This is a genomic window from Streptomyces spongiicola (genome assembly GCF_003122365.1).
Classification (GTDB): Bacteria; Actinomycetota; Actinomycetes; order Streptomycetales; family Streptomycetaceae; genus Streptomyces; species Streptomyces spongiicola.
In genome coordinates this window covers 5,410,921-5,431,556 of record NZ_CP029254.1, presented here as the reverse complement: position 1 = coordinate 5,431,556, position 20,636 = coordinate 5,410,921, and the positions used below count along the sequence as shown (strand labels likewise).

17 protein-coding genes are annotated in these 20,636 nt (G+C 72.7%); 9 read left to right on the top strand and 8 right to left on the bottom strand.

Annotated features, from left to right (window positions below; genetic code table 11):
• Positions 1 to 45 precede the first annotated feature (45 nt).
• Positions 46 to 1,560 carry a gamma-aminobutyraldehyde dehydrogenase gene (locus DDQ41_RS23850; protein ID WP_109296307.1) on the bottom strand — a complete coding sequence of 505 codons (1,515 nt, stop codon included), beginning with the start codon at positions 1,558 to 1,560 and terminating at the stop codon, positions 46 to 48.
• 174 nt (positions 1,561 to 1,734) lie between these two features.
• Between DDQ41_RS23850 and DDQ41_RS23845 the strand changes: the two genes are divergently transcribed.
• A complete protein-coding gene (locus DDQ41_RS23845; protein ID WP_109296306.1) occupies positions 1,735 to 2,304 on the top strand; it encodes an NADAR family protein in 570 nt (189 codons plus the stop codon).
• 201 nt (positions 2,305 to 2,505) lie between these two features.
• On the opposite strand, the gene DDQ41_RS23840 is transcribed toward DDQ41_RS23845, so the two are convergent.
• The gene (locus tag DDQ41_RS23840; protein ID WP_109296305.1) at positions 2,506 to 3,234 is read right to left on the bottom strand and encodes a DUF4190 domain-containing protein; all 729 of its coding nucleotides are present in this window, start codon (positions 3,232 to 3,234) and stop codon (positions 2,506 to 2,508) included.
• A gap of 106 nt (positions 3,235 to 3,340) precedes the next feature.
• On the opposite strand from DDQ41_RS23840, the gene DDQ41_RS23835 reads away from it, so the two are divergent.
• Together DDQ41_RS23835 and DDQ41_RS23830 are read left to right on the top strand one after the other, a co-directional pair.
• Positions 3,341 to 4,366 carry an adenosine deaminase gene (locus DDQ41_RS23835; protein ID WP_109296304.1) on the top strand — a complete coding sequence of 342 codons (1,026 nt, stop codon included), beginning with the start codon at positions 3,341 to 3,343 and terminating at the stop codon, positions 4,364 to 4,366.
• A 10-nt stretch (positions 4,367 to 4,376) separates the two neighbouring features.
• A complete protein-coding gene (locus DDQ41_RS23830; RefSeq protein ID WP_109296303.1) occupies positions 4,377 to 5,093 on the top strand; it encodes a glycerophosphodiester phosphodiesterase in 717 nt (238 codons plus the stop codon).
• Positions 5,094 to 5,463: 370 nt separating this feature from the next.
• Here the strand turns inward: DDQ41_RS23830 and DDQ41_RS23825 are convergent, their stop codons facing one another.
• A complete protein-coding gene (locus DDQ41_RS23825) occupies positions 5,464 to 6,903 on the bottom strand; it encodes a gamma-aminobutyraldehyde dehydrogenase (RefSeq protein ID WP_109296302.1) in 1,440 nt (479 codons plus the stop codon).
• Between the two features lie 190 nt (positions 6,904 to 7,093).
• Between DDQ41_RS23825 and DDQ41_RS23820 the strand changes: the two genes are divergently transcribed.
• The 4 genes from DDQ41_RS23820 (at position 7,094) to DDQ41_RS23805 (ending at position 11,031) form a co-directional block, all read left to right on the top strand.
• Positions 7,094 to 7,585, top strand: a complete 492-nt coding sequence (locus DDQ41_RS23820; RefSeq protein ID WP_172607718.1) for an Lrp/AsnC family transcriptional regulator — start codon at positions 7,094 to 7,096, stop codon at positions 7,583 to 7,585.
• Positions 7,570 to 8,958, top strand: a complete 1,389-nt coding sequence (locus DDQ41_RS23815) for an aspartate aminotransferase family protein (RefSeq protein ID WP_162602722.1) — start codon at positions 7,570 to 7,572, stop codon at positions 8,956 to 8,958. Before DDQ41_RS23820 ends, DDQ41_RS23815 begins: the two co-directional genes overlap by 16 nt.
• 226 nt (positions 8,959 to 9,184) lie before the next feature.
• Positions 9,185 to 9,913 carry an ABC transporter ATP-binding protein gene (locus DDQ41_RS23810; protein WP_109296299.1) on the top strand — a complete coding sequence of 243 codons (729 nt, stop codon included), beginning with the start codon at positions 9,185 to 9,187 and terminating at the stop codon, positions 9,911 to 9,913.
• The gene (locus tag DDQ41_RS23805; RefSeq protein WP_109296298.1) at positions 9,895 to 11,031 is read left to right on the top strand and encodes a hypothetical protein; all 1,137 of its coding nucleotides are present in this window, start codon (positions 9,895 to 9,897) and stop codon (positions 11,029 to 11,031) included. The genes DDQ41_RS23810 and DDQ41_RS23805 overlap by 19 nt, the downstream gene beginning before the upstream one ends.
• A gap of 57 nt (positions 11,032 to 11,088) precedes the next feature.
• Here the strand turns inward: DDQ41_RS23805 and DDQ41_RS23800 are convergent, their stop codons facing one another.
• The 4 genes from DDQ41_RS23800 to rlmN all read right to left on the bottom strand — a co-directional run bounded on the left by DDQ41_RS23800 (position 11,089) and on the right by rlmN (position 16,471).
• Positions 11,089 to 12,120 (bottom strand): ABC transporter ATP-binding protein, encoded by a 1,032-nt coding sequence (locus DDQ41_RS23800; RefSeq protein WP_109296297.1) that lies wholly within the window; start codon positions 12,118 to 12,120, stop codon positions 11,089 to 11,091.
• A complete protein-coding gene (locus DDQ41_RS23795) occupies positions 12,120 to 13,880 on the bottom strand; it encodes an ABC transporter permease (protein WP_109296296.1) in 1,761 nt (586 codons plus the stop codon). Before DDQ41_RS23795 ends, DDQ41_RS23800 begins: the two co-directional genes overlap by 1 nt.
• The gene (locus DDQ41_RS23790) at positions 13,856 to 14,953 is read right to left on the bottom strand and encodes a thiamine ABC transporter substrate-binding protein (RefSeq protein WP_109296295.1); all 1,098 of its coding nucleotides are present in this window, start codon (positions 14,951 to 14,953) and stop codon (positions 13,856 to 13,858) included. The genes DDQ41_RS23795 and DDQ41_RS23790 overlap by 25 nt, the downstream gene beginning before the upstream one ends.
• A gap of 411 nt (positions 14,954 to 15,364) precedes the next feature.
• A complete protein-coding gene (rlmN, locus tag DDQ41_RS23785) occupies positions 15,365 to 16,471 on the bottom strand; it encodes a 23S rRNA (adenine(2503)-C(2))-methyltransferase RlmN (protein ID WP_109296294.1) in 1,107 nt (368 codons plus the stop codon).
• Positions 16,472 to 16,581: 110 nt separating this feature from the next.
• Here rlmN and DDQ41_RS23780 point away from each other — a divergent pair, with 110 nt between their 5' ends.
• Together DDQ41_RS23780 and DDQ41_RS23775 are read left to right on the top strand one after the other, a co-directional pair.
• Positions 16,582 to 17,046, top strand: a complete 465-nt coding sequence (locus DDQ41_RS23780) for a hypothetical protein (protein ID WP_109296293.1) — start codon at positions 16,582 to 16,584, stop codon at positions 17,044 to 17,046.
• A gap of 869 nt (positions 17,047 to 17,915) precedes the next feature.
• Positions 17,916 to 19,265 carry an FG-GAP repeat domain-containing protein gene (locus DDQ41_RS23775; protein WP_109296292.1) on the top strand — a complete coding sequence of 450 codons (1,350 nt, stop codon included), beginning with the start codon at positions 17,916 to 17,918 and terminating at the stop codon, positions 19,263 to 19,265.
• A gap of 128 nt (positions 19,266 to 19,393) precedes the next feature.
• Here DDQ41_RS23775 and DDQ41_RS23770 read toward each other — a convergent pair whose 3' ends face one another.
• The gene (locus tag DDQ41_RS23770; RefSeq protein ID WP_245991268.1) at positions 19,394 to 20,326 is read right to left on the bottom strand and encodes an alpha/beta hydrolase family protein; all 933 of its coding nucleotides are present in this window, start codon (positions 20,324 to 20,326) and stop codon (positions 19,394 to 19,396) included.
• Positions 20,327 to 20,636 lie beyond the last annotated feature (310 nt).

Below are 20,636 nucleotides of genomic sequence, written 5' to 3'. Positions count from 1 at the left end.
GTTGCCTTTCGGGATGGGCCGCCGCCGGTGGTACGGCCGAGGCTGCTATCGGTCTCCGAAGATCGTGCGGTGCCAGTCCTTGCGGACCACCGCGGTGTTGTCGTACATCACATGCTTGACCTGCGTGTACTCCTCGAACGAGTACACCGACATGTCCTTTCCGTAGCCGCTGGCCCGGTATCCGCCGTGGGGCATCTCGCTGATGATCGGGATGTGGTCGTTGACCCATACGCAGCCCGCCTTGATCTCGCGGGTGGCGCGGCCGGTCCGGTACACGTCGCGGCTCCAGGCGGAGGCGGCGAGGCCGTACGGGGTGTCGTTGGCCAGCGCGATGCCCTCGTCGTCGGAGTCGAACGGCAGGACCACCAGGACGGGTCCGAAGATCTCCGACTGCACGACCTCGCTGTCCTGCGCGGCGCCCGCGATCAGCGTGGGCAGGTAGTAGGCGCCCTTCTCCAGGTCGCCGCCGGGAGCCCTGCCGCCGGTGACGACGGTGGCGTACGAGCGGGCCCGGTCGACGAAGCCGGCTACCCGGTCGCGCTGGGTGTGGGAGACGAGCGGGCCGAGGTCGGTGGACGGGTCGAAGGGGTCGCCGAGCCGTACGGTCGCCATCAGGTCGGCGACCCCGGCGACGAAGGCGTCGAAGAGCGGGCGCTGGACGTAGGCGCGGGTGGCCGCGGTGCAGTCCTGGCCGCTGTTGATCAGCGCGCCGGCGACGGCCCCGTGGACGGCGGCGTCGAGGTCCGCGTCGTCGAACACGACGAACGGGGCCTTGCCGCCGAGTTCCAGATGGAGCCGCTTGACGGTGGCCGTGGCGACCTCGGCGACCCGCCTGCCGACGGGCGTCGAGCCGGTGAACGAGGTCATGGCGACGCCGGGGTGGCCGACGAGGTGCTCGCCCGCGTCCCCGCCGGTGCCGGTGACGATGTTGAGGACGCCGTCGGGGATGCCCGCCTCGGTGGCGGCCCGGGCGAACATCAGCGAGGTCAGGGGCGTGGTCTCGGCGGGCTTGAGGACGATGGTGTTGCCCGCGGCGATGGCCGGGAGGACCTTCCAGGCGGCCATCTGGAGCGGGTAGTTCCAGGGTGCGACGGACCCGACGACGCCGATCGGCTCCCGGCGTACGTACGACGTGTGGTCACCGCTGTACTCGCCCGCGGACTGGCCCTGGAGATGGCGTGCGGCGCCGGCGAAGAACGCGGCGTTGTCGACGGTGCCGGGGACGTCGAACTCCCGGCTCAGCTTGATCGGCTTACCGCACTGCAGGGATTCCGCGTCGGCGAGGTCCTCGGCCTGCTCGGCGAGCACGGACGCGAACCGGTGCAGGGCGTCGGATCGCTCGCCGGGCGTCGCACCCGCCCAGCCGGGGAAGGCGGCCCGGGCCGCGGCGACGGCGGCGTCGACGTCCTCGGCGCCCGCCAGGTCGTAGGCGAGCAGCTGCTCGCCGGTGGCGGGGTTTACGATTGCGTGACTATGTCCCGATGTGCCGGGGCGCAGCCTTCCGTCGATGTACTGTGCGCCGTCCTTGAAACGGTCCCGCACCTGGAAGCGGTTGCCCATGACGCTCTCCGTAGTTCCAGATCGAAGTGAATGCCGATCCTGACAGAGGCAGAGTTCCCCAACAAGTGATTCCGTAGTTGCCTTTTGGTTACGCGACGGATTCGGTGGACCATGTGTCGCATCGGGAGGGAATTCCCGTACGGATTGTCAGTGGTGGATGCCAGGCTCGCATGCATGGGGATGACCGACGTGCCGGTCGAGAGGCTGACAGAGCGGATCAGCCGGGGTGGACGGGTCGCGTATCTGCACTTCCGGGGACACCGGCCGGCATCCGGCGGTGCCGTGGGCGCCGGTTGCCTGAGCCAGTGGTGGCCGGCGCCGCTCACCGTGGACGGAATCGAGTACGCGACGGCCGAGCACCGGATGATGGCCCGCAAGGCCCGCCTGTTCGGTGACGGGAAGGCCGAGGCGAGGGCGGTGGCGGCCGCGGGCCCCGCCCAGGCGAAGAAGGCGGGCCGGCTGGTGCGCGGCTTCAGCGACGCGACCTGGGAGCGGGAGCGCTTCGGCATCGTCGTCGAGGGAAACGCCCACAAGTCCTCACAGCACCCGGAGGAGGCCTCGTTCCTGCTGGTCACCGGGGGGCGGGTGCTGGTGGAGGCGAGCCCGACGGACCGCATATGGGGCATCGGCCTCGCGGCGGGCGACGAGCGGGCGCACGACCCGGCCCGCCGGCGCGGGCCGAACCTGCTGGGCTTGGCGCTGATGGAGGTCCGGGAGCGGCTGAGGGCGGGCCGGACGGAGTGAGGTGCCCCGCCCGCCCCGGTCGTGTCCGGGACGAGCGGCACGGTGGCGGGCGGAACCGGGCGGCACGGTCGTGTCAGAGACGAGCGGCACGGTCGTGTCCGGGACGAGCGACGCGGTCGTGTCCGGGACGAGCGACGCGGTCGTGTCCGGGACGGGCGGCGCGGGGACGGGCGGGACCGGGCGGCGCGGGGGCCGCCCGGTTCAGCGCGCCGCCGTTGCCACGGTGAGTGACGCCGACCAGGGGTCCTCTTCGGACCCCTCGCCGAAGTCCGGATCGTTGACGACGGCCCAGGCCAGAAGGCCGAGGAACGCCGCGCCGACCACGACGCCGACGGCGCCGAGGATGATCCCGGCGAGCGCCATCCCGCCGTTGTCCGCCTCCCCGCGCCGCGCACGGGCACGCCCGATGAAGCCGAAGACCAGCGCCAGGACGCCGAGGACGATCCCGAGGCCGTACAGGCAGAAACCGGCGACGGCGATGATGCCCAGCACCAGAGCGGTGATGCCCATGCCGTTCGCCGGGGCCGGCGCCCAGCCGCCGGCGCCGTAGCCGGAGTGGCCCGGGTACCCGGTGTGGCCGCCGTACGGCCATCCCGCCGGGGTGCCGAACGAGCCGCCCGGCACCCCGGCGGGATGGCCGTACGGGCCCGGCGCGGTCTGCCCGGGTCCGCCCGGGGCGATCGGCGGCGGGGGGACGGCTCCCCCGCCGTCTCCGGCGCCCGCGCCGGGGGCCGCGAAGGGATCGACGCCCGGCACGGAGGTGACCGTCGGCTGGTCGTGGGCACCGGGAGGTCCGCTCTGCGGCGTACCCCCGCCGGTCCCGCCCCGCTTGCTCCAGTCCACCCCGTCCCGCGGGGTGCGGTGCCCGGGCGGAGCCCACGGGTCCTCGTGGCCGTTCCCACCCGGCCGCCGGTCGCTCTGGTCTGACATGTGCCTCCCCCATCGTGGTCCTGTCATGCTACGGGCCCGCTCGGCACGCGCCCGCCCCGCATACGATGATCCCTGACCGGTACGGACAGCACACGCGGAGGACCCGGTGACCGATCTGCTTCCCTTCATCCAGGGCCTCCCCAAGGCCGAGCTCCACGTCCACCACGTGGGCTCGGCGTCGCCGCGCATCGTGTCCGAACTGGCGGCGCGGCACCCGGACTCACAGGTCCCCGTCGACCCGGGCGCGCTCGCCGAGTACTTCTCCTTCACCGACTTCGCGCACTTCATCGAGGTCTACCTGTCGGTCGTGGACCTGGTCCGCACCCCCGACGACGTCCGTCTGCTGACGTTCGAGGTCGCCCGGGACATGGCCCGGCAGAACATCCGGTACGCGGAACTCACGGTGACCCCGTTCAGCTCGACCCGCCGCGGCATCCCCGAGCAGGGGTTCATGGAGGCGATCGAGGACGCCCGCAAGGCCGCCGAGGCCGAACTCGGCGTCATACTGCGCTGGTGCTTCGACATCCCCGGCGAGGCGGGCCTCGACGCCGCCGAGGAGACCGCCCGGCTCGCCGTCGACCTGCGCCCCGAGGGTCTGGTGTCGTTCGGTCTCGGCGGGCCCGAGATCGGTGTGCCCCGGCCGCAGTTCAAGCCCTACTTCGACCGCGCCATAGCCGCGGGGCTGCGGTCCGTCCCGCACGCCGGCGAGACCACGGGCCCGGGGACCATCTGGGACGCGCTGAACGACCTGCGGGCCGAGCGCATCGGACACGGCACCAGTGCCCCGCGGGACCCGGAGCTGCTCGCCCACCTCGCCGAGCGCCGGATCCCGCTGGAGGTCTGCCCGACCTCCAACATCGCCACCCGGGCCGTCGCCACGCTCGACGTGCACCCCATCAGGGAGATGGTCGCGGCCGGCGTGCTCGTCACCGTCAACAGCGACGATCCGCCGATGTTCGGGACCGACCTCAACAACGAGTACGCGGTGGCCGCCCGGCTGCTGGACCTCGACGAGCGGGGCGTCGCCGCTCTCGCCGCGAACGCCGTGGAGGCGTCGTTCCTCGACCCCGCGGGAAAGGCGCGCATCGCGGGCGAGATCGACGCGTACACCGAGCGGTGGCTCGCGAAGTGAGGCGCGGCCGATGCGCGTTGTCACGGTCGTAGGGCATCGCGGCGACCCGTACGTCGCACGCGAGAACACCCTGCCCTCGCTGCGGGCGGCGATCGAGCGGGGCGCGGACGCCGTGGAGGTCGACGTCCGGCTGACCCGTGACGGGGTGCCGGTACTCCTCCACGACGACACCCTCAACCGCCTGTGGGGCCACGACCTGCCGCTGTCCCGGCTCTCCCACGCACGGCTCGGCGAACTGACCGGCGGCGGGGTGCCCACGCTCGCCGCGGCGGTGGCCGCGGCCGGCGGCCACCGCCTCATGCTGGATCTGCCGGGCGCGGACGCGTCGTCCGTGCGCGCGGTCGTCGGCGCGGTCCGCGAGGGCGGCGCCGACGACCGGGTCTACTACACGGGCGGCCCCGCCGGCATGCTGGCGGTCCGGGACGCCGACCCGGACGCGGAGATCGCGCTGACCTGGACCACGCTCGCACCGCCGCGTCCCGTGCTGCTGGCGGCGCTGAGGCCGCGCTGGCTCAACTACCGCTTCGGGCTGGTGAGCCGGGAACTGGCCGAGGAGGTCCACGCGCAGGGCTATCTGCTGTCGGTGTGGACGGCGGACACCCGTGCGGCGATGCGCAGACTGGTGGCCCGCGGGGTCGACTCGATCACCACCAACCGGGTGGACGCGCTGAAGCGTGTCCTGGGCGGTCCGCGGAAGGGCGCGGCAGGGCCGGGGCGCGGGTCGTGAGCGGTCCGGGGCGCACCGGACGGCACGGCATCCGCGACCGCGCCGCCCCCGGGTCCCGCGTCCGGGACCACGGACCGGGCCGCGCGGGCATCGCCCCGGCCGTCGGCCGGACAGGTTCCCGCACGGCACGGACGGGTTCCGGGGCACGGGTCGTCGCCGGCCTCGGGCCGGATGGCGCCGCCCGGGCGGGCCCGGCGGGCGAGGACGTCTCCGGGCGAGAGGTCCTCGACGCGGTCGTTGCCGGTACGAGGCGGGCGGCCGTCCGGCGGAAGACGACTGCGAGGCCCCTGACGCGCCCGAGGCCACCCGGGCGTGGCCCGGGTGGCCCGGTGAGGAGTCCGCGGGCGGGTGGCCCGCCCGCGGGGTCCGGTCACCCTTCGAGGGACGTCATCACGTGCTTGACGCGCGTGTAGTCGTCGAAGCCGTACGCCGACAGGTCCTTGCCGTATCCGGACTTCTTGAAGCCGCCGTGCGGCATCTCGGCGACCAGCGGGATATGGGTGTTGATCCACACACAGCCGAAGTCCAGGACCTTGGACATGCGCATCGCGCGCGCGTGGTCCTTCGTCCAGACCGACGAGGCGAGGGCGTACTCCACGCCGTTCGCGTACTCGACGGCCTGGGCCTCGTCGGTGAAGGACTGGACCGTGATGACCGGCCCGAAGACCTCCTGCTGGACGATCTCGTCGTCCTGCTTGAGGCCGGAGACGACCGTCGGGGCGTAGAAGTAGCCCTTGTCGCCGACCCGCCGGCCGCCGGCCTCGACCTTCGCGTGGGCCGGGAGCCGGTCGATGAAGCCGGAGACCTGGTTCAGCTGGTTCTCGTTGTTGAGCGGGCCGAACAGCACGTCCTCGTCGTCGGGCATGCCGGTCCTGGTCTCCTGAGCGGCCTTGGCCAGCGCGCTCACGAACTCGTCGTGGATGGACTCGTGCACCAGTACGCGGGTCGCGGCCGTGCAGTCCTGGCCGGCGTTGAAGAAGCCGGCGACGGAGATGTCCTCGACGGCCTTCGCGATGTCGGTGTCCTCGAACACGACGACCGGGGCCTTGCCGCCCAGCTCCAGGTGCACCCGCTTGAGGTCCTTCGAAGCCGACTCGGCGACCTGCATGCCGGCCCGCACCGAGCCGGTGATGGAGGCCATCGCCGGAACCGGGTGCTCGACCATCATCCGGCCGGTGTCGCGGTCGCCGCAGATGACGTTGAAGACGCCCTTCGGGACGATCGAGCCGATGATCTCGGCGATCAGGACGGTGGAGGCCGGGGTGGTGTCCGACGGCTTCAGCACCACGGTGTTCCCGGCGGCCAGGGCCGGGGCGAACTTCCACACGGCCATCATCATCGGGTAGTTCCACGGGGCGACCTGCGCGCAGACGCCGACCGGCTCACGGCGGACGATGGAGGTCAGCCCCTCCATGTACTCGCCCGCGGAGCGGCCCTCCAGCATCCGGGCCGCGCCCGCGAAGAAGCGGATCTGGTCGACCATGGGGGGGATCTCCTCGCTGCGGGTGAGCCCGAGCGGCTTGCCGGTGTTCTCCGACTCGGCCGCGATCAGCTCCTCGGCCCGCTCCTCGAAGGCGTCCGCGATCTTCAGCAGGGCCTTCTGGCGCTCGGCCGGCGTGGTGTCGCGCCAGCCGGGGAACGCCGCGGCGGCGGCGGCCATGGCGGCGTCCACGTCCGCCCGGCCGGACAGCGGGGAGGTCGCGTACACCTCGCCCGTGGCCGGGTTGACCACCTCGATGGTCCGCCTGTCAGCGGCGTCCCGGAACTCTCCGTCGATGTAGTTGCGCAGACGACGCAGTTCGGTGGTCACAGCCACCCCTCCTCAGATGTCCGATGGGTGAGACAGCCCCACACTACGCGGCCCAGGCTAGCCCGACGAGCGACGCTTTCGACAGACCCGACACCACTCGACTTCGAAATCGGTAACTTCTCCAACCTCAAACAACGAATTTCATCGCTCATAGGTTGCAGAATCCACGACTCCGGTGCACAGTGTGCACGTGGCAAGTCGAAGCGCGGACTCCAGGACCGGGGGCGGCACCTCCCCCACTGTCGATGCCGTCTCCCTGGCGATCATCGAGCAGCTGCAGGAGGACGGACGCCGTCCCTACGCCGCCATAGGGAAGGCCGTGGGCCTGTCCGAGGCGGCCGTCCGGCAGCGCGTCCAGAAGCTGCTCGACCAGGGCGTGATGCAGATCGTCGCCGTCACGGACCCGCTCACCGTGGGCCTGCGGCGCCAGGCGATGGTCGGGATCAACGTCGAGGGCGACCTGGACCCGGTGGCAGACGCGCTCACCGCCATGTCCGAGTGCGAGTACGTCGTCATGACGGCGGGCTCGTTCGACCTGATGGTGGAGGTCGTCTGCGAGGACGACGACCACCTGCTTGAAGTGATCAACCGGCGCATCCGCACCCTCCCCGGTGTGCGCTCCACCGAGAGCTTCGTCTACCTCAAGCTCAAGAAGCAGACCTACATGTGGGGAACCCGATAGCCGTGAGCAAGGACCGCAGCGACCTCTCCAAGTCCGCCTACGACCACCTGTGGATGCACTTCACCCGCATGTCGTCGTACGAGAACTCCCCCGTGCCCACCATCGTGCGCGGTGAAGGCACCTACATCTACGACGACAGGGGCAAGCGCTACCTCGACGGCCTCGCCGGCCTGTTCGTGGTCCAGGCGGGCCACGGCCGCCGGGAGCTGGCCGAGGTGGCCGCCAGGCAGGCCGAGGAACTCGCCTTCTTCCCCGTGTGGTCCTACGCCCACCCGAAGGCCGTCGAACTGGCCGAGCGCCTCGCGGGCGAGGCCCCCGGCGACCTCAACAAGGTCTTCTTCACCACCGGCGGAGGCGAGGCGGTCGAGACCGCCTGGAAGCTCGCCAAGCAGTACTTCAAGCTCACCGGCAAGCCCACCAAGTACAAGGTGATCTCCCGCGCGGTCGCCTACCACGGCACCCCGCAGGGAGCCCTGTCCATCACCGGCCTGCCGGGGCTGAAGGCCCCGTTCGAGCCGCTGGTGCCGGGTGCGCACAAGGTCCCCAACACCAACATCTACCGCGCGCCGCTGCACGGCGACGACCCCGAGGCCTTCGGCCGCTGGGCCGCCGACCAGATCGAGCAGCAGATCCTCTTCGAGGGCCCCGACACCGTCGCCGCGGTCTTCCTGGAGCCCGTGCAGAACGCCGGCGGCTGCTTCCCGCCGCCCCCCGGCTACTTCCAGCGGGTCCGTGAGATCTGCGACCGGTACGACGTACTGCTGGTCTCCGACGAGGTCATCTGCGCCTTCGGCCGCCTGGGCAAGACCTTCGCCTGCGACAAGTTCGGCTACGTGCCCGACATGATCACCTGCGCCAAGGGCATGACCTCGGGCTACTCCCCGATCGGCGCCTGCATCGTCTCCGACCGGCTCGCCGAACCGTTCTACAAGGGCGACAACACCTTCCTGCACGGCTACACCTTCGGCGGCCACCCGGTCTCCGCGGCCGTCGGCCTCGCCAACCTCGACCTGTTCGAGCGCGAGAAGCTCAACCAGCACGTCCTGGACAACGAGGACGCCTTCCACTCCACGCTCCGGAAGCTGCACGACCTGCCGATAGTCGGCGACGTCCGCGGCAACGGCTTCTTCTACGGCATCGAACTCGTGAAGGACAAGAACACCAAGGAGTCCTTCAACGAGGAGGAGACCGAGCGGGTCCTCTACGGCTTCCTCTCCAAGGCGCTGTTCGACGCCGGCCTGTACTGCCGCGCCGACGACCGCGGCGACCCGGTCGTCCAGCTCGCCCCGCCGCTGATCTCCACCCAGCAGACCTTCGACGAGATCGAGCAGATCCTGCGCGGCGTCCTCAGCGAGGCCTGGTCGAAGCTGTAGGACCGGGTCCCCGGACCGCCCCGGTGGCCGCTGGCGCGCCCCGCGCCGCCCGGCCGACGGCCCTCGCGGCCCGGACGCCTCCCTTCGGGTGAGAAGGGAGGCGTCCGGGCCGCGTGCCGTGCCCGTACCCGCCCCGGAGTCCCTACGGTGCTGTGACCGATCGGCATCGGGACCGTTCGCCGTGCGGCGGAACGGAAACCCACGGATCTGAACCGAGGTGCACGCCATGGTGGTCCCGCCGGACAACGATGTGCTGTGGGCGAGGTCCCTGAACCACGACTTCGGCGGCTCCCCCGCCCTCCGCGGAGTCTCCCTCGGGGTGCGCGAGGGCGAGATCCTGGCCGTGAACGGCCCGCGCGGCAGCGGGAAGACGACCCTGCTGCGCTGCCTCTCGGGCCAGATCGTGCCGCAGCAGGGCGAAGTGTGGTTCAACAGCACCCCCGTCCACACCATGGGGGCGCTGAACCGCGAGCGGCTGCGGCGCGAGCGCTTCGGCTGGATCGGCCCGGAGCCCCAGCTGGTGCCCGAACTGACCGCCTGGGAGAACACGGCGCTGCCGCTGCTGCTGCGCGGCTCCTCGCACCGCAAGGCCAGGACCGCCGCCCTGGAGTGGATGGAGCGGCTCGACATCGGCCGCTGCGCCCGCAACCGCCCCCGGACCCTGCTCCAGTCGCAGCGGCAGCGCATCGCTCTCGCCCGCGCCCTGGTCACCACTCCCGCGGTGCTGTTCGCCGACGAGCCGACCGCGACGCTGCACAGCGCCGACCGGGCCCAGGTGCTGCGCACCCTCACCACCGCGGCCCGGTCCCACCGCATCACCCTCGTGCTCGCGACCCATGACGAGGAGGTCGCCACCCTCGCCGACCGCGGGGTGACGCTGGTGGACGGCCGGCGCGTCACCCCGGCGCAGGACACCGACACGGAAGGCCGGGCCGAGTGCTCGCTCTCCGTCTGAGCCGCGGCTCCCACCCCCTGGTCCTGCTGCGCCGCCTCCTGCTGGCGGCGGCCTCGGCGGGCGTCGGCTTCCTCCTCCTGTGCACGCTGTCCTACGCGGTGACCGGTCCGCACCCCGCCGACCCGGCGGCGCAGCGGCTGGCCTGGTGCCTCGCCCCGCTGGCAGCCACCGTTCAGCTGGCCGTGGCGGTGGCGCGTACGGATCCGGGCACCCGGCCACGTCAGGGCCTGTCCGCCGTCGGACTGGGACCGGTGCGGATGAGCGCGCTGGCCGCCGCGTCCACCGCCGTGTCCGCAGTCCTGGGCAGCGCGGTGGCGCTGCTGTTCTTCCTGCACCTGCGCGGCGACCTCAGCGGAACACCGTTCGACGGCGATGCGGCGGAACTGCTCGCCGCGGGTGAGCCGCTGCCGCTGGGGGCGGTGCTCCTGCTCCTCGCGCTCGTCCCGGTCCTCGGTGCCGGGGCGGCCGCACTCGCCTTCCGCCCGCCCCGCAGGAGGACCGGCGAACCTCCCGGGGACGAGCCCGAGCACAGCACGGAAGCTCCCACCGGCCTCCCCTGGGGAGTCGCGCTGACGGCCGTGGGCGTCGCGGTCGAGGCGTACACGGCCCGGGGCACGGAGGGGACGGGCGGCACCCCCGGCGGGGTGCTCGCGGGCTGGACGCTGACCGCGGTGGGGCTCGCGATGGCCGGCCCCGGAATCGTCCATCTGTGCGGGCGGGTACTGCAGTCCGTACGGCCCGGGGCGATGCGCCTGCTCGCGGGGCGGGCGCTGATGGACGACGCACGCCGGATCGGCCGCCCGCTCGGGGTCGTGTGCGCCGTGGTGTCCGCCGTCATCGCGGCCTCCGCGCTCGCCGGGGAACGACCGCAGCCCTTCGGCCCGCTCACCGCTCTCGGGGCGATGCTCGTCGCCGCCTGCACCACGGCGACTCTGCTCACCTCGGCGGTGGAGGCGCGGCAGGACCGCGCGGCCACCCGGGCGGGCCTGCTGGAACTGGGCGCCCCCGCGGCCCTGCTCCAGGCCACCGCCCTGCTCCGGGCCGTGGTCCTGCTCGCGGTCTTCGCCCCGCTCACCTGGGCGGTGGCGGAACTGGCCGCCCTGCCGCTGCGGCACTGACGCCCGGGACGGGGGACGGAGGCGGCCTTCCCGGACCGCGGACGCCCCACAGCCGGATCAGCCGCCGTTGCCGGGCCCCAGGACCACCACGTCCTCGGCGGCGAACACCGCCCCGACCTCCGCTCCCGCCTCCGGCGCGTCCCGCAGCCCGCACTCGGCCTCCAGCGGCGGCGCGCCGTGCGGCCGCAGCCGCACCGCGACATGATGACCGCGGAAGGTCAGCGACTCCACCACGCACGGCAGTCCCGCGCCGCTCGGCCCGATGCGTACCCCGGACGGCCGTACCAGCAGCCGGCACACCCCCTGGGACGAGCCCGCCGGCACCGGGACGCGGCCCCAGGGCGTGGCGGCGGTGCCACCGGTCACCGTCGCGGGCACCACGTTGGCGAAGCCCAGGAACCGGGCGACGAACTCCGAGGCGGGCCGCCGCCACACGTCCCGGGGGGTGCCCGACTGGGCGACGCGCCCGTCCCGCATGACCACGACCCGGTCGGCGAGCGCGAAGGCCTCCCCCTGGTCATGGGTGACGGCGAGCACCGTCGTGCCCAGCCGGCGGAACACCGCGCGCAGTTCGACGACGAGCCGCTCCCTGAGGGTGCGGTCGAGCTGGCCCAGCGGCTCGTCGAGCATCAGCAGCCGGGGCCGGGGCGCCAGCGCACGGGCGAGGGCGACGCGCTGCTGCTCGCCTCCGGACAGCGAGCCGACGGCCCGCCCCGCGGCGCCGGGGAGGCCGACCAGCTCCAGCAGCTCCTCCACCCGCAGCCGCCGCTCCCCCTTCGCCACGCCGTGCATCCGCAGGCCGAAGGCGACGTTGCCGCCGACGTCGCGCTGCGGGAAGAGCTGGTGGTCCTGGAACATCAGGCCCACCCCGCGCCGGTGCACCGGGACCCCGGCCTGGTCGGCGCCGCCGAGCAGGACCCGGCCGCCGTCCAGCGGCTGCAGTCCGGTGACGGCCCTGAGCAGGGTCGACTTGCCGCTGCCGCTCGGCCCGAGGACGCACACGATCTCGTGGTCGGCCACCTCCAGATCCACCGCGTCCAGCGCCGCCCGCCGCCCGAAGCGTACGGTCGCGCCCTCCAGCGCCAGCATCAGAACTCCCCTGCGGAACGGTCGGGGCGGAGCCGGTCGAGCAGCAGCAGGGCCGCCGCGCAGACCAGCATGAGGATCGTCGAAAGCGCCATCGCCTGCCCGTAGTTGAGTTCGCCGGGGCGGCCGAGGAGCCGGGCCACGGCGACCGGGAGCGTCGGGTTGTCCGGCCGGGCGATGAAGACGGTGGCGCCGAACTCGCCGAGCGAGACGGCGAAGGCGAAACCGGCGGCGACGAGCAGCGCCCGGCGTACCAGCGGCAGGTCGACCTCGCGCCATACGCGCAGCGGTGAGGCACCCAGCACGGCCGCGGCCTCCCGCAGCCGCGCGTCGACGGCCCGCAGCACGGGCAGCATCGTCCGCACCACGAAGGGCACCCCGACGAGCGCCTGGGCCAGTGGCACCAGGATCCACGAGGTGCGCAGTTCGAGGGGCGGTTCGTCGAGCGTGATGAGGAACCCGAAGCCCACGGTGACGGCGGAGACTCCGAGCGGCAGCATCAGCAGCGCGTCGAAGCCGCGGACGACCCGGCCCGCCGTGGAGGCCTTCCCGGAGGCGGACCTCGGGAGGGCGAGCGCCGCGGCCGCGAGGGAGCCGACGAGGAGCGCGATCGCGGTGGCGGCGAGCGCGTACCGGAGGGAGTTCCACACGGCCTCGAGCGGTGGGACGAGGAACGTGCCGCCGCTCGCCTCGGCCGACTGCAGCGCGCGGTAGAAGACGAGGCCGTACCCGCCGGGGCCGCCGAACGACCGCTCCACCAGCACCGCGAGCGGTGCGGCGATCAGCAGTCCGACCGTGGCCAGCACGGAGCCGAGCAGGGCCCGCTGGGCGGCGCCCCTCGGGCGGTGTGCGGTGTGCGACGGGTCGACGAGCCGCAGCGCGGTCTCCCGGCGCCGCACGGTCCGGGCGTGCACGGCGAGGATCGCGCCCACGGCGGCGAACTGCACCAGGGTCAGCACCGCGGCCGTGGGCAGGTCCAGCACCTGGGCGGTCTGCCGGTAGATCTCCACCTCGAGCGTGGTGTACGCGGGGCCGCCGAGGATCTGCACGACACCGAACGAGGTGAAGGTGAAGAGGAACACCATCAGCGCCGCGGCGGCCACGGCCGGGGCCAGCGCGGGCAGTGTGACGCGCCGCCAGGCCGTGAAGCGGCCCGCGCCGAGGACCCGGGCCGCCTCCTCCTGGCGGGGGTCGAGCTGGGCCCACAGCCCGCCGACCGTCCGCACCACCACGGCGTAGTTGAAGAAGACGTGGGCGAGGAGGATCGCCCAGACCGTGGCGTCGAGCCGTACACCCCACAGGGCGTCGAGGAGCCCGCCGCGGCCCAGGAGGGCCAGGAACGCGGTACCGACGACCACGGTGGGCAGGACGAACGGCACGGTGACGACCGCCCGCAGGAGGTCCTTCCCGGGGAAGTCGAGGCGGGCCAGGACGTAGGCGCCGGGCAGCGCGATCAGCAGGGTCAGCCCCGTGGAGGCGAGCGCCTGCCAGAGGGTGAACCAGAGCACCCCGAGGATGTCGGGGCGGCCGACGACCTCGGCGATCCGGCCGAGGTGCCAGGAGTCCCCCGCCCGCAGCCCGCGGCCGACGATCGACGCCACCGGAAAGGCGAAGAAGAGGGCGAAGAACGCGACGGGCAGGGCCAGCAGGGCCGCCCGCGCCGCGGCGCCGCGCGGGAACGCCTTCCCGCGCGAGGGGCTCCTCCCGCGCGGGCCGGCGTTCCCGGCGGGCGCCTCGGCTACCTCAGGACGAGCGAGGACCACGACTGGATCCACTGGTCGCGGTTCTCCGCGATCTTCTCCGGAGCCATCGTCCGCGGCTCGGCGACCACCTCGCCGAACTCGGCGAACAGCGGGGGCAGCTCCGCGTCCTCGGCCACCGGGTTCACGAACATGTTCAGCGGCATGTCCTCCTGGAACCTCTTGCTGATCAGGAAGTCCAGCAGGGCCCTGCCGCCGGCCTCGTTCCGGGCGCCCGCGAGCAGGCCCGCGGCCTCGATCTGGCGGAAGCAGGTGCCGGTGGAGACACCGGTCGGCGCCGTCTTCGGCCGGGGCTCGGCGTACAGCACCTCGACCGGGGGGCTGGAGGCGTACGAGACGACCAGCGGCCGGTCGCCCTTGGCCGCCCGGCCGCCCGCGGAACCGGAGAACTCCTGGTTGTAGGCGATCTCCCAGCTGTCGACGACCTTCACGCCGTTCGCCCGCAGCTTCTTCCAGTAGTCCTGCCAGCCGTCGTCCCCGTAGGCGGCGGCGGTGCCGAGGAGGAAGCCGAGGCCCGGGGAGGAGCGCTCGGGGTTCTCGACGACCAGAAGGTTCCGGTAGGCGGGCTCGGCGAGGTCGTCGAGGGTCTGCGGCGGGGCGAGGTCGCGGTCGGCGAAGTACTTCCTGTCGTAGTTGACGCAGATGTCACCGCTGTCGACCGGTGTGACCCGGTGCCTGCCCGGGTCGAGCCGGACGGCCTCGGGGACCCGCTCCAGTCCCTCGGCCTCGTACGGGGTGAAGAGGTCGTTGCCGAGGGCCCGGGAGAGCGTGGTGTTGTCGACGCCGAAGAACACGTCGCCCTGCGGGGAGCCCTTGGTGAGGATCTCCTTGTTGAGCGCCTCGACGGCGTCTCCGCTCTTCAGCACCCTGACCGTGTGGCCGGTCTCCTCGGTGAACTCCTCGAGCACCTCCGGCGAGGCGTTGAAGGAGTCGTGGGCGACCAGCGTCACGGTCCTGGAGCCGCCGCCGTCCGCCCCGGCGGAGCCGTCCCCCGAGCCGCCTCCGCAGGCGGCGAGGGTACTCGCGCCGAGGAGCGCGGACAGCGCGGTGACGGCGATCTTCTTGGTGGTACTCACTGATTCCTCCTGGACATGACCAGGAAGAGACGCGGCCCTGCCCGGTCGCGGGACCCCGGGGATCCGGCGACCGGGCAGGGCGCAACAGCTTGAGTCTCGTCCGAACTTCCTACCCGGAATGACCCGGGCGAGGTTCAGAGGGTCTGCGGTCTGACGGTCACCGCACTCTCAGCGCTGTGGCGCTCCCCTGTCGGAATATGCAGATGTCCGGGCCAGCGTACAGCGGCGCACCGAGCGCTCCCCAGGGCCGGGGCTGTCCCGGTACCGGCCGCCCGTTCACCCGGCCGACGCTTCAACCCGGCGGGCGCTCGCCTGCTGCTCGCCTACTGCTCGCCTGCCGCCCGCCCACCGCTTGTGAGCGGCTTGGCTGCGGCCTGTCTGCGGCTCGTCTGCGGCTCGTCTGCGGCCTGCCTACCGCTCGGCGGCGGCGAGCTGTCCGCAGGCTCCGTCGATCTCCTGGCCGCGGGTGTCCCGGACGGTGACCGGGACGCCGTGGGCGGCGATGGCCCCGACGAACGCCTTCTCGTCCTCGGGCCGGGAGGCCGTCCACCTGGAGCCAGGAGTCGGGTTCAGCGGGATCAGGTTGACATGCACCCGCTTGCCCTTGAGGAGGCGTCCGAGCAGGTCACCGCGCCAGGCCTGGTCGTTGATGTCGCGGATCAGGGCGTACTCGACCGAGATCCGGCGACCGGACCTCTCCGCGTACTCCCAGGCCGCGTCCAGGACCTCCCGCACCTTCCAGCGCGTGTTGACGGGTACGAGGGTGTCGCGCAACTCGTCGTCCGGCGCGTGCAGGGAGACGGCGAGACGGCACTTGAAGCCCTCGTCGGCGAACCGCCGCATCGCCGGGACGAGGCCAACGGTGGACACGGTGATCCCGCGCTGCGACAGGCCGAGGCCGTCGGGCTCGGGATCGGTGAGCCGGCGGATGGCCCCGACGACCCGGTTGTAGTTGGCCAGCGGCTCGCCCATGCCCATGAACACGATGTTCGACAGCCGGGCGGGGCCTCCGGGAACCTCGCCGTCGCGCAGAGCACGCATACCGTCCACGATCTGGTGCACGATCTCGGCGGTGGACAGGTTCCGGTCGAGACCGGCCTGTCCCGTGGCGCAGAACGGGCAGTTCATCCCGCAGCCGGCCTGCGAGGAGATGCACATCGTCACCCGGTCCGGGTAGCGCATCAGCACCGACTCGACGAGCGTGCCGTCGTGGAGCCGCCACAACGTCTTGCGGGTGGTGTCGTCGTCGCACGAGACGTGCCGGACCACGGACATCAGCTCGGGCAGCAGTTCCGACGCCAGCCGCTGGCGCGCGGCGGCCGGGATGTCGGTCCACTGCTCCGGGTCGTGCGCATAGCGCGCGAAGTAGTGCTGCGACAGCTGCTTCGCCCGGAACGGCTTCTCGCCGATCGCGGCGACGGCGTCCTTCCGCTCGGCGGGCGTGAGGTCGGCGAGGTGCCGCGGGGGCTTCTTGGCTCCGCGGGGGGCGACGAAGGTGAGTTCTCCGGGCTTGGGCATGGTCGTACCAGTGTCGCAGATCAACTCGGGTGACCTGCGGCTGCGGGGCGGCACACCGCGCGCCCGGGGCCCCTGGTCGACGGCCCCCGCCTGCTCGTAGTCTCCGGGCCATGGAGTGGACCGCGTTGGTCGGCACGGTGGTGGGTGCGGCTATCGGTGTGTGCAGCACGCTCGTCGCAGACCGGGTGCGTTGGCGACGGGACACGGGCGAGCGCGACAGAGAGACCCTGCGCACGGTGTCCGCGCAGTTCCTGGAGGCCCTGACCGGGGCGCGCGACGCCATCAGTGATGCCAGTCGGTCGGGGCACCTGCCGGTGGACGAACGGGCCGAGCTGGCACGCGCGAGCATCCTGGCCCACGGCGTGCACGCGAAGCAGTACCAACTCGAGCTGGTGGCCACGCCGGAGGTGGGTCGGGTCGCCGGGGATACGGCCTACCGACTGCTCCTGTACCGCGACGCGGTGGCCGCCGGGCACCTACGTGACGATCTTGAGTGTGCCACGGCGCGGCGCGCCTTCCGGGACGCACGAAGGGAACTCATGACCGCCATGCGGTCTTCACTGGCTCGCCGGTGAGAGGCTTCGACGGACAGGATGGTGTCGGCAACCGGTCCTGGAGCGCGGGGAGTCGATGCTCGGCACGTACACCGTTCGCCCTTCGCACACCGTTCGCCCTTGTCGGCAACCGGTCCTGGAGCGCGAGGAGTCGATGCTCGGCACGTACACCGTTCACCCTTCGCACACCGTTCGCCCTTCGCACACCGTTAGCCCTCGGCACACCGAGCACACTCCGTCGGCGGCTCACGAAGGGCCGCAGTGCCGACTTCGCGTGACCACGCGCAGCCTGCGGATGTGGGAACGCCCCGCCCTGCTGTGGCGGCAGCCGCGACCCGGGCTGGGCCGGGTCGCGGTCGGCCCGCCACCGTACGTCCGGCACGGAGGGCGCGAGGCCGAAACGATGCCGCCGGAGTGGTCGGGCGCGGGCAGGCGGCCCAAGCACCGCGCGACCCGCCGCTCGGGAGGCAAGGGGCGACAGCTGGCGGCACGGGGTCGGCTGACGCTCGGCTGCGTCCCTTGCGCGATGGCGTCCCGGGCGGTGGGGTGCGCCCTGGGCAGTGGGGCGCGCCCGGGCGGCGCAGCGGCTCTGGGCGCCGGCTGCCCGCGGTGATTGACCGGGGCCGGTGCGCTCGTCGCGCATCGGGTGGTCCGCGAGTCTGACCGCGACGGCCCCCGACGCCCGGCGACGTCGGAGGCTCGTCCCCTCGGCGGCCGGGGAGGCGGCTGAACCGGGGCGCGGAGCCGGGGGCAGGACGGAGCCCTTGAGAGCCCCTTAGAGCCCCTTAGAGCCCCTGAGAGCCCCTGAGAGCCCCCGCGGCATGGAGCCCGGCATCCCCCTCGGCTAGGCTTCAAGTGAATGTCATGTACACCACAAATCGAGGTGCTGGATGCATGCACTGCTCCGATCCGCACTGGCTGTGGCGATCGCCCTGCCGCCCCTGGGCATGGCCTCCCCCGACCGGCCGCCGGCGGCCGCTCCCGCAGCCGTCTCCTTCTCCCCCCACACGGTCGACGGGGACCTGCCCGGCGCGGCCTTCGCCGTGGCGGGCGACATCCGGGGGGACTCCCGCCGGGAGATCGTCGCCACGGGGTTCGGCCACTTCACGGCCGTGCCGGGAGGCCCGCCGACACCCCCGGCAGCCGGCCGGCTCGCCCTGTACCAGCAGCGCGGGCACGGCCTCGGCTCCTGGTCGAAGCAGCTGGTGTTCGACACCGACGCCCGGATCCCCTTCCCCAACGAGCCGAGCGTGGCCGACGTCGACCACGACGGCGACCGCGACATCGTCGTCCCGGGCGGGTTCTTCGCCTGCCCGTCCCAGTGCGGATCCCTGACCTGGTGGGAGCATCGCGCGGACGGCACATGGCGCCGCCACGACATCGTGCCGCCGGGCAGCTCGCCTCTCTTCTACCACCGCGCCCTCCTGGTCGACTTCGACGGCGACGGCCGAAAGGACCTGGTGACCGTCGGGGAGTCCCTGCAACCCGTCTCCAGGATCGAGGGCCGGCCACCGGCGAGCGCCTGGTTCCAGGTCTTCCGGGGCACGGACGGCCCCGAGCCGTTCAGCCGCGAGCCGATCGACCTCGCCCCGGGCGGCGGTGCCCTCCCCGTCGTGGCGGACGTCGACTCCGACGGCGATCTGGACCTCGCCTCCGCGCAGTACTTCGAGCCGGGAGCCGCGTTCGTCTGGCTGGAGCGCACGGCGGCCGCGAGCCGGGAGCACCCGATGGGCCGGTTCACGTCCCACGTCATCGACACCACCCAGGGCAAGGCCATCCAGCTGCGGCCGGTGTGCGACCTGCACGGCGACGGCCGGACGGTCTGGGTCGGCTCCAACCACACCAACACCGTCTTCCCTCCGGGCTCGACCGACCCCGACTCGCAGGTGGTCTCCTTCGACGTTCCCGCCGACCCGCGCTCCCGGTGGACCCCGACTCGCCTCTCGAGCGGCATCACCGCACGCGGCCGGGCCGGTCAGGGGGCACCCGGCGTGTTCGGCAGCGGTGACCTGGACGGCGACCGCGACATCGACCTGCTGGTGTCCGGCGACGGCGACGACCGGCTGTTCTGGCTGGAGCAGAGGGCCGACCGCACGTTCGAGACACATGTCCTCGCCACCGGCACCGGTCAGGCGGGAGGCGCCGTGGTGACGGATCTCGACCGTCGCAGGCCCCAGCGCAACGAGGCCGTGTTCACCGTGTTCGAGACGGACAGCGTCACCGTCTGGACCCGCGACTGACCGTCCGCCCCGGCCGTCGCACGGGGTTCCGCACACCCCGTGCGACGGCCGCGACGCGGACCGCCGGGCCGGCCTGCCGGGGCGCCGGGGCGCTCCGGCAGGCCGGCCCCGTACCGAGGGACGGCCGGCTACGGCTTCGCGGAGTAGACGACGCCGGGAAGGTTCTGCGCGGCCGGACCCCAGACCTGTTCGTGCCAGGTCCGGTCACCGGCGAGGGTGTACAGCAGATACGCCGTGGTGACGCCCCGTACGAGCCGCTGCTGGGTGGCCCGGTCGATCGACCCGCTGTCGCAACCGAAGCCGGAGGTGTCGACGAAACCGCAGTGGAAGCCGCCGGTGATGACGCGGAGCTGGGTGGGGGCCGGCTTCGCGTCGTACATCTTCTGCTGGTGACCGGCCACCCCGGCGATGGAGTCGGCGCTACCGCCGACGAACTGGGCCGGTATGCCCAGGGCGCCGGCGGCGGCGACCGCGGACGGGCTGGTCTCGGCGGCCGCGAGGGTGGAGACGGTCTTGACCGCCGTGCTGCGGGCGGACGCGAGCAGCGCGGCGCCGCCTCCCATGGAGTGCCCCGAGACACCGAGGCGAGCGACGTCGACGGCACCGGCGAAACGTGATCCAGGGGTTCCGTTCTGCGCCGTGAGCCAGGTCAGGGAAGCGGCCAGGTCGTCCGCGAATCCCGAGTGACTGGGGAACAGCCCTCCCTGGCTCTTGGGTGCGACGCTGACGAACCCCCAGGACGCGTAGTGCCGCAGCAGACTCTGGTACTTGGAGATGTCCTGGAAGAAGCCGTGCCCGAACGCGAGCCCGGGGTGGGCACCGGGAGCGACGGGCGTGTCGGCGCCGGCCGACGTACTCGGGTACCAGACGCGCGCGCCGAACGAGCGGCCGGACGCGGACACGGTCAGGTCGGTGTAACCCACAGCGAACGAACCGGGCGCGGACGGGTCAGCGTCCGCCGCGCTCGGTTGTGCGCCTGCGGACGAGATGGGTGCGCCGACGAGCAGCGCCGCCGCGAGCACGAGCGGCATGAGTACGGCACGTACGGATGCTGGTAGCACGATGTCACCCTTTCCCAATCGATTGACGTGCACATGACACTTCGATACCGGCCCCGTCGGCCGTCGCCAACGGGAGCACGGGGAGTGTCTCAATGATTGAGATACTTGGCTATCGAGTCTGCACGGGAAAATACCCGCAGCGCGACGCGGCACCGGCGTGCCGGCACGGCACTCCCGGCAGAAGAGCCGGCGACGGCCGCGGGAGGCCGAGGAGGAGACCGCCCGGGTCGGACGGCTCAAGGCAGTGAGCGGTGTACGCGCCAGGCCGGGGTTTCCGACCGGTGCCACCCGGACCGGTGCCATCCGGACC